The following is a 7,781-nucleotide window of genomic DNA, read 5'->3' on the forward strand; positions in this document are numbered from 1 at the left end:
TGCAGAGCCATCACGCCGCGCTGGCCCAGGCGCTGGCGAGTGTGCCGGGCATCGGTGCGGCCAGCGTGGCGGTATTGCTGGCCGAACTGCCTGAATTGGGCAAGCTCGACCGACGCCGTATCGCCGCGCTGGTGGGCGTGGCGCCCCTGAACCGCGACTCTGGCCAGATGCGTGGCCAGCGCTGCATCTGGGGCGGGCGCGCAGATGTGCGGCGAACGCTGTACATGGCTACGTTGACGGCAGTCCGGCATAACCTGGCGCTCAAGGCCTGCTACGAGCGCCTGCTGGCGGCGGGCAAGCGCAAGAAGGTGGCCCTGGTTGCCTGCATGCGCAAGCTGCTGACGATGCTCAACGCCATTGCGAAACATGGCTCGATGTGGGATTCGACTATGCATAGCGCTTGACGGCCAAGACGGTTGCTCAGTCCTCGGCACTCGCTGTACTCACCCCCGCGTCCTCAAACCCCGCCATCTCGTTCATGCAGGCGAGTGCTGCGCGGATCAGGGGGAAGGCCAGGGCCGCGCCGGCGCCTTCACCCAGGCGCATGCCCAGTTGCAGCAGCGCCGTGGCGTCGAGATGGCGCAACTGGGCCGCATGGCCGGGCTCCGCGCTGTCGTGAGCGAATACGCAATAGTCCAGTACGGCTGGCGCGATGGCATGAGCAACCAGCAGTGCGCTGGTGACGATGAAGCCATCCACCACGATCAGCATGCGGGCTTCGGCGGCGGCCAGGAAAGCGCCGGTTATGGTGGCGATCTCGAAGCCGCCGAATTCGGTCAGCGCTTCGGATGCCGTCAGGGGATGGGCTGCCGTGCGTGCCGCAGCCTGCGCCAGCAGGGCCTGTTTGCGCGCCAGGCCGGCGTCATCCAGGCCTGCGCCGCGTCCGATCACTTCGGCCAGTGGTGTCCCCGTGATGAGGTGCGTCAGCAGGCTGGCGCTGGAAGTGTTGCCGATACCCATCTCGCCGAAGCCGATGGCATTGCAGCCTTCCGCGTGCCACCGGCGCACCAGCCCCGCACCGGCAGCGATCGCTGCGTCACGCTGGGCTGCCGTCATCGCCGGCTGTTCGATGTAATTGGCGGTGCCCCGGCCCTGGCGGGCGAGGTGGTATTCCACGCCGGCTTGCGACTGACCGGGCACTTCGTTGGCCACGCCGCAGTCGATCACGGCCAGCGTCAGCCCGGTCTCGCGCGCCATCACGTTGATGGCAGCGCCGCCTGCGAGAAAGTTGGCCACCATCTGCATCGTGACCTCCTGCGGGTAGGCGCCCACGCCCGCTTTGGCCGCGCCATGGTCGCCGGCAAAGACTGCGATGCGTGGAGACTGGATCCGGGGAGTCAGGCTTTGCTGGATCAGGCCGGTCTGCAAGGCCAGCGCTTCCAGCCGGCCCAGGCTGCCCAGCGGTTTTGTGCGGGTATCGAGGCGGTGCTGTAACGCGGCAGCGAGTTCGCGGGAGAGAGGCTGGATGTCGAATGCGATGGTCATGTTTGCTTTGGAATGTAGGGTGCGCCATGCGCACCGTTTGATCGTCGATATCGTAGCGACTGTGCGCATGGCGCACCTTACGCAGGTGGAGGCATGAGATCCGGCAGGTGCTCGTACAGCCAGAAGATGTCCGGCGCGGCACGCAGGGCTGCCACGACTACTGGCAGCGGCGCAGCGTGTATCAGGGGAAAATCGGCTTCGTGTTCATCCCGCAGGTCGAAAGCCAGTCGTTCTTGCGGCGGAGTGAAATCCGCCTGGACACCAGGCTTGTTGCCGCGTGCGTCGATCCGGTACCAGCCTGAACCGGGCAGTAGGACGGCGTTGAGCGCATGCAGGCAGTACGGAGGGCCGGACTCGCCACAGGAAAGGCGTTGATAGCAGAGCCCGGCGGCAATGCCGTTGGCCCGCAGCAGGGCTGCGAGCAGATGGCTTTTCGCATAGCAGTAGCCGAAGCCCGCAAGCAGCACTTAGGACGCCTTGAGCGTGATCGGCCCTTGCTGTGCGTCCCAACTGTGGCGTATCCCGTCACGCACGAATTCGAAACTGGCGCGTGCCAGTTCGAGCGGCCCGGTCTGGGCGGCGTGCAGTTCAGCGGCCTTGGCGACGATGGCGGGATGATCCGCATCGATGATGGCGCAGGGCGCGAGATAGTCGGCCAGCGCGGCTACGGGGTTCAGTTTCATGAGGGGGTTTTCAGCCGCAGCGGCAGCCCGGCCGCCACCAGCGTGACTTCATCGCACAGTGCGGCCACGCGCTGGTTGAGCCGCCCCTGCTCGTCGCGAAACCGGCGGGCGAGGGAGTTCTCGGGCACGATGCTCCAGCCGACTTCGTTGGAGACCAGTACCAGTTCGCCTCGTGCGTTGCCGATGGCAATGCATAGCGCGTCGGCGTATTCATCCAGCCGTTCGGGTTGCGTGCACAAGATGTTGGAGAGCCACAGCGTGAGGCAATCCACGAGTACGAAGGATGTAGGGTGCGCCGTGCGCACCGGATTGTCGGGTATGTCGGTGGAATTGGTGCGCACGGCGCACCCTACGGCCAGGCGCTCGATGGCGCCGGGCAGATCGAGCGGTGCCTCGGTGGCATGCCAGTGTGCGGGGCGTTCGGCCTGGTGTCTGGCGATGCGTTCGCGCATTTCCTCGTCGAGAATCTCTGCCGTCACGATCAGCGCCACGTCGCCGGCGTGGGCCTCGGCGAGTGCCTGCGCGAAGCGGCTCTTGCCCGAGCGCGCGCCGCCGATCACGAGATGGCGGCTCACCGGCGTTTCCTTGCGTCATCCAGCGCCGTGCAGACCGCTTCCGCTCCATCGAGGATGCGCGGGCCGTGGCGGCTGATCAGATCTCCCGGGATCAGCCACAGTTGCTGGCTTTTCACCGCAGCCATGTTGCCGAACTTCAACCATTCGGCCAGCCGGGGCTCGTCCATGGCGCGCTGCGCCGTGCCACCGCCGCCGCCCATGTTGGCGGTGAGGATGACTTCCGGATTGGCCGCGACCACGCTTTCGGTGGAGAGCTGGGGTACCAGCATCGGCTCCTTGCCGAAGACGTTCACGCCACCGCACAGGCGGATCACGTCTGAGATGAGCTGATGATCGTTGATGGTGAGCAGCGGGCGTTCATATACCTGATAGAAGGTGCGCACCGGAGCCCGCCCGCCATATTCCCTCAGCAGTCTTGCGTGCTGGTCGCGAAAGCGCAGTATCGCCGCGTCAGCGATTGTCCGGGTGTCGAGCAGGCGGCCGATGCGTTCCATGGCGCCGGGGATGTCGGAGATGTTTTTCGGCTCGAGGTGGAACATCGGGATCTTCAGCGCGGCCAGTCGTTCGATCTCGCGATGGGCGTTGCCGTGATACCAGACCAGGATCAGATCCGGCTTGAGTTTGACGACGCGCTCCAGATCCAGCTTTTGGTTGCTGCCGATGCGTGGCAGCTTGCTGGCCTGCGGCGGGTAGTCGCTGTATTCCACGGCACCGATCAGCCTCTCGCCGCCGCCGACTTCGAAGACCAGTTCGGCCAGGCTGGGGGCCAGCGCGATCACACGTTGTGCGGGTGTCTTGAGGGTCAGCGTGCTGCCGTTGTCATCGCGCACGGTGATCGGCGCAGCCATCGCGCAGGCGGGGATCAGCGTCAGAAGGGGGAGCAGGCGGCGGGCAAAGGCGGTGAGGCGGTTCATGCTGAGTGTTCCAGATCGATGCGGAACCAGCGGCGTCCGTCTTCCTCTCGCTGGCTGACGGGAACGCCGTAGGCGTGTGACAGTGTACCGGCTCCGAGCACTTCTTCGCGCGTGCCGGCCAGTGCGCCGCCCCGGCCATCGAGCAGCAGGGCGTGGCTCGCCAGCGTCCAGGCCAGGTTCAGGTCATGCACGGCGGCCAGCACCGTGCCGCCACTACTGCTCCAGCGTTTCAGGCGCGCCTGCAGCAAGGCCTGGTGTGACCAGTCAAGGTGCGCGCTGGGCTCGTCGAGCAGCAGCAACGGCGCGTCCTGGGCGCAGGCCGTGGCGAGTGCCACACGCTGGCGCTCGCCGCCGGAGAGCAGCCGTACGTCATTGTCGGCGAGGTGGCCGACGCCGAACTCGCTCAGCCACCGGCGCGCCGTGGTTTCCACCTGGGCGGCATCCGCCTGCGGCGAGAGCGCCAGTTGCGCGCTGGCCACGGTTTCCCAGGCGCTGACCGGGAAGGGGTCGAACCAGAATTGCGGACACCAGGCGCGCTGGCGGGCGAGATCGGCGGGTGCCCAGTCGGCGAGCCGGTGGCCGTTCAGCCGTGCTTCGCCCGCGTTGGGTTGCACCAGCCCCGCCAGCACCATCAGCAGGGTGGACTTGCCCGCGCCATTGGGGCCCAGCAGCACCCAGCGTTCGCCAGACTGGATGCTGACGTTCAGCGATTCGATCAGCATGCGCCCCTCCGGCAGGCCGCCGGCGCGCAATTGCAGGTTTTCCAGTTGCAGGCTGATGCGGGCGCTCATGCGTGCCTCCGCAACAGCAGGGCGAGGAAGAGCGGTGCGCCGACCGCCGCCGAGATCACGCCCACCGGCAGTTGCACGGGCGCGATCAGCGTGCGTGCGGCGGTATCGGCCAGCACCAGGAACACACCGCCGAATACGGCCGAGAAGGGAATCAGCAGCCGTGCATGGCGCAGGCCGGTGAGGCGCACGATGTGGGGCGCCACCAGGCCCACGAAGCCGATGCTGCCCGCCGTGGCCACGGCAGCGCCGGTGACCAGGCAGGCGGCGAAGATGGCGGTGCGGCGGCGGCGTGCGACCGGCACGCCCAGCGTCCATGCCCAGGCATCGCCACGTGCGATCCAGTCCAGCTCCCGGGCGCGCGGCCAGACCAGCAGCAGCGCGATGCCTGCCGCGGCCCAGATCGGCCACCACAGGCTGGCGCCGTTGAGATCACCCAGCAGCCAGAACACGATGTTGCGCAACTGGGAATCGTTGGCTACCGAAAGCGTGAAGGAGACGCCCGCCCCGCATACCGTGCCGACCATTACACCGACCAGCAGTACGAGTACCGTGCCCGGCGCAGCGCTGGGTGACAAGCCCCGGTTCATGCCGCCCCAGGCGAGGCCGAACACCAGTGTCATGGAGCCCAGCGCACCGCAGACGGCGCCGATCTCGGGCGCCAGCGGCAGGCCGGCGGCGAAGGCCAGCATCAACACCGCGCCGAGCGAGGCGCCGCTGGTCACGCCCAGCACGTGGGGGTCGGCCAGCGGATTGCGGCTGACGAGCTGGATCAGCGCGCCTGCCAGCGCCAGCGCGGCACCGGTGCCGAAGGCTGCCAGCACGCGCGGTACGCGGATCAGCCAGAAGATCTCGTGCGAAGGCCAGCCCCAGCCGGCCGAGCCGGCCATCAGGCCGAAGACGAGCGCGGCCGGCGTGGCGAGCGCGGCGAGCAGCAGGGCGAGCGCGAGAGGGGGGGCTTGAGGGTCATCGGTCGGAAAGGGGTGAGGGGGTACGAACCGTCCGCTCCACGACAGGTGCGGGACGAACGCTCAGGGGAAGCGGGCGGGTCTTGCCAACCCGTTCGTACCGAGCCTGTTGCAGCATGCACAGCCGCCCGGAGTCTTGATCTTCAGGGGCGTGAAGCATGGCGGAAGCGTTCATTCGTGCCTCTCCAGAATCGCCATCAGCTTGTTCGTGTCCATGAAGGTGTCGAGGGTGTCGGCCAGCCGCTCGATGCTGGCCTCGCGCAGCGCAGTGATGTCCGGCGAGGCCGCGTCCGTCAGGCCGGCCCAGGCGAGCAGGGCGTCGCAGGCGGCCGGCGTGTCGAACAGGCCGTGCAGGTAGGTGCCGAGGATCTGGTTGTCCGCCGAGATCGCGCCGTCCGGGCCGCCGGAGAGTTGCACGGCAGGGCGAGCCAGCGCCGGGCCGGTCGTCACGCCAGCGTGGATTTCGTAACCGATCACTTCAATTTCGGCGTCATTTCGGTGAAGGCCGGAATCCAGATCGGACCTGGCGGCTACGCTTTCGCTGGATCCCGGTCTGCGCCGGGATGACGGCAATAAAAGCTTGAGCGTTCCGCGCTCATTACGCAGCTGCTTCGCGGACTCAAGCGTGGTGCGCATCCTCAGCCAGCCCAACCCGTCAGCTGTCTCCGGCGGGCCCTCCAGACCATGCGGGTCCGTGATCTCGGTGCCCAGCATCTGGAAGCCACCGCAGATGCCGATCAGTTTGCCGCCGTAGCGCAGGTGCCTTGTTATCGCCGCGTCCCAGCCTTGCTGGCGAAGGAAAGCGAGGTCGGCGCGTACGGCTTTGGAGCCAGGCAGGATGATCAGATCGGCATGCGGAATGGGGTCATCCGGGCCGATGAAACGGAAGTCGATTTGTGGATGCAGGCGCAGGGCATCGAAATCGGTGTGGTTCGAGATACGCGGCGTGACCGGCACGATCACGCGCAGCCTGGCCCTCTCCCCAACGCCTATCTCCCAAGGGGAGAGGGGCTCCGCAGGCTTCTCCCCTGGGATGCGCGCAGCGCCGGGTGAGGGCTGGTCGCGCGAGATGGCGTCTTCCGCTTCGAGCTGCAGGCCGTGCAGGTAGGGCAGCACGCCCAGCACCGGTTTGCCGGTGCGCTGCGTCAGCCAGTCCAGCCCGCGTTGCAGCAAGGCGATATCGCCGCGGAAACGGTTGATCACGAAGCCTTTCACGCGCGCTTGCTCCGAGGGTGAGAGCAGTTCCAGCGTGCCCACCAGATGCGCGAATACCCCGCCGCGGTCGATGTCGGCCACCAGGATCACCGGGCAATCGACCGCTTCGGCGAAGCCCATGTTGGCGATGTCGTTGGCGCGCAGGTTGATCTCGGCCGGCGAGCCGGCGCCTTCGACGATCACTGCTTCGTATTGCGTGCACAGGCGACTGAAGGATTCGATCACCGCTGCTTTGGCAGTGGCTTTGTAGGCGTGATAGTCGAGCGCGTCCATGTTGCCGATGGCATGTCCCTGCACGATCACCTGCGCGCCGACGTCGGTGTTCGGTTTGAGCAGCACCGGGTTCATGTCAGTGGTCGGCGCGATGCGGCAGGCCATGGCTTGAGCAGCCTGGGCGCGACCGATTTCGCCGCCATCGGCGGTGACGGCGGAATTCAGCGCCATGTTCTGCGGCTTGAAGGGGGCGACGCGCACGCCCTGGCGCACCAGCCAGCGACAGAGCGCGGCGACCACGGCGCTTTTGCCGGCATCCAAAGTGCAGCCCTGCACCATCAGGGTGCGGGTGCTCATGGTGACACCTGCGGGCGCACCGGGTTGCCATGCGTATGGGCCGGATCGGTGCGCATGGCGCACCCTACGGAAATGACCGGGCTCATCGCATGACCTCGCGCAGCACGGTTTCGAGTTTCTGCCATTCGGCTTCCGCGCCGGGCAGGCCGAAGCGCAGGCCGCCTTCGTGCGCGCGCACGAGCACGGCGTGCCGCGCGAAAGCCGTGTGGAGCGCCTCGGCCTGCGGCGTCGGCACCCAGCGAAACAGCGCGCAAGGCCAGCCCGTGCGCGTCGAGCAGGCTGGCAAGGCGTTCGCTGGCGGCCAGCAGGCGGCTTGCCGTGGCCTGCTGCCAGCCACAGTCGGCCAGTGCGCGCTGGGCAATCCAGCGCGCGGGATGGCTGACGGCCCACGGGCCCAGGCAGGCGTCCAGCGTGTCCAGCAGCGCATCCTCTGCGGCGGCGAAGCCGCAGCGGATACCGGCCAGGCCCCAGAACTTGCCCAGCGAGCGCAACACGATCAGGCCGGGTAGATGGGCTTGATCGATCACGCTGGCCTCGGGTGTGGCATCGATGAAGGCTTCGTCGACCACCAGCAGGCCGCCGC

The 7,781-nt window shown here is 67.4% G+C and carries 10 protein-coding genes; 1 reads left to right on the plus strand and 9 read right to left on the minus strand.

Annotated elements, in window-relative coordinates; translation table 11 throughout:
• Positions 1–404: transposase (locus BGI27_RS17015; protein ID WP_141239835.1), on the plus strand; the 404-nt coding region annotated here is incomplete at its 5' end.
• 16 nt (positions 405–420) lie between these two features.
• On the opposite strand, the gene cobT is transcribed toward BGI27_RS17015, so the two are convergent.
• The 9 genes from cobT to BGI27_RS17055 form a co-directional block, all read right to left on the minus strand.
• A complete protein-coding gene (gene cobT / locus BGI27_RS17020; RefSeq protein ID WP_095525983.1) occupies positions 421–1,485 on the minus strand; it encodes a nicotinate-nucleotide--dimethylbenzimidazole phosphoribosyltransferase in 1,065 nt (354 codons plus the stop codon).
• 77 nt (positions 1,486–1,562) lie between these two features.
• Positions 1,563–1,952, minus strand: a complete 390-nt coding sequence (locus tag BGI27_RS18350; RefSeq protein ID WP_223871886.1) for a transglutaminase-like domain-containing protein — start codon at positions 1,950–1,952, stop codon at positions 1,563–1,565.
• Positions 1,953–2,168 (minus strand): hypothetical protein, encoded by a 216-nt coding sequence (locus tag BGI27_RS18355; RefSeq protein WP_223871887.1) that lies wholly within the window; start codon positions 2,166–2,168, stop codon positions 1,953–1,955. It lies immediately after the preceding gene.
• On the minus strand, positions 2,165–2,743 hold the full coding sequence (locus BGI27_RS17030) for a bifunctional adenosylcobinamide kinase/adenosylcobinamide-phosphate guanylyltransferase (protein ID WP_095525984.1): 579 nt from the start codon (positions 2,741–2,743) through the stop codon (positions 2,165–2,167). Before BGI27_RS17030 ends, BGI27_RS18355 begins: the two co-directional genes overlap by 4 nt.
• Positions 2,740–3,657 (minus strand): cobalamin-binding protein, encoded by a 918-nt coding sequence (locus BGI27_RS17035; RefSeq protein ID WP_170942859.1) that lies wholly within the window; start codon positions 3,655–3,657, stop codon positions 2,740–2,742. The genes BGI27_RS17030 and BGI27_RS17035 overlap by 4 nt, the downstream gene beginning before the upstream one ends.
• A complete protein-coding gene (locus BGI27_RS17040; RefSeq protein WP_095525985.1) occupies positions 3,654–4,448 on the minus strand; it encodes an ABC transporter ATP-binding protein in 795 nt (264 codons plus the stop codon). Before BGI27_RS17040 ends, BGI27_RS17035 begins: the two co-directional genes overlap by 4 nt.
• Entirely contained in the window at positions 4,445–5,461 is a 1,017-nt protein-coding gene (locus BGI27_RS17045; protein WP_095525986.1) for a FecCD family ABC transporter permease, read from the minus strand. Before BGI27_RS17045 ends, BGI27_RS17040 begins: the two co-directional genes overlap by 4 nt.
• Before the next feature lie 123 nt (positions 5,462–5,584).
• Positions 5,585–7,198: a cobyric acid synthase gene (locus tag BGI27_RS17050; RefSeq protein WP_095525987.1), complete on the minus strand. Its 1,614-nt coding sequence runs from the start codon at positions 7,196–7,198 to the stop codon at positions 5,585–5,587.
• A partial coding sequence (locus BGI27_RS17055; RefSeq protein ID WP_223871888.1) for an aminotransferase class I/II-fold pyridoxal phosphate-dependent enzyme occupies positions 7,195–7,781 on the minus strand: 587 nt, incomplete at its 5' end. The genes BGI27_RS17050 and BGI27_RS17055, both read right to left, overlap by 4 nt.

It is taken from the genome of Candidatus Dactylopiibacterium carminicum, assembly GCF_014736495.1.
GTDB classification, from domain to species: Bacteria; Pseudomonadota; Gammaproteobacteria; order Burkholderiales; family Rhodocyclaceae; genus Uliginosibacterium; species Uliginosibacterium carminicum.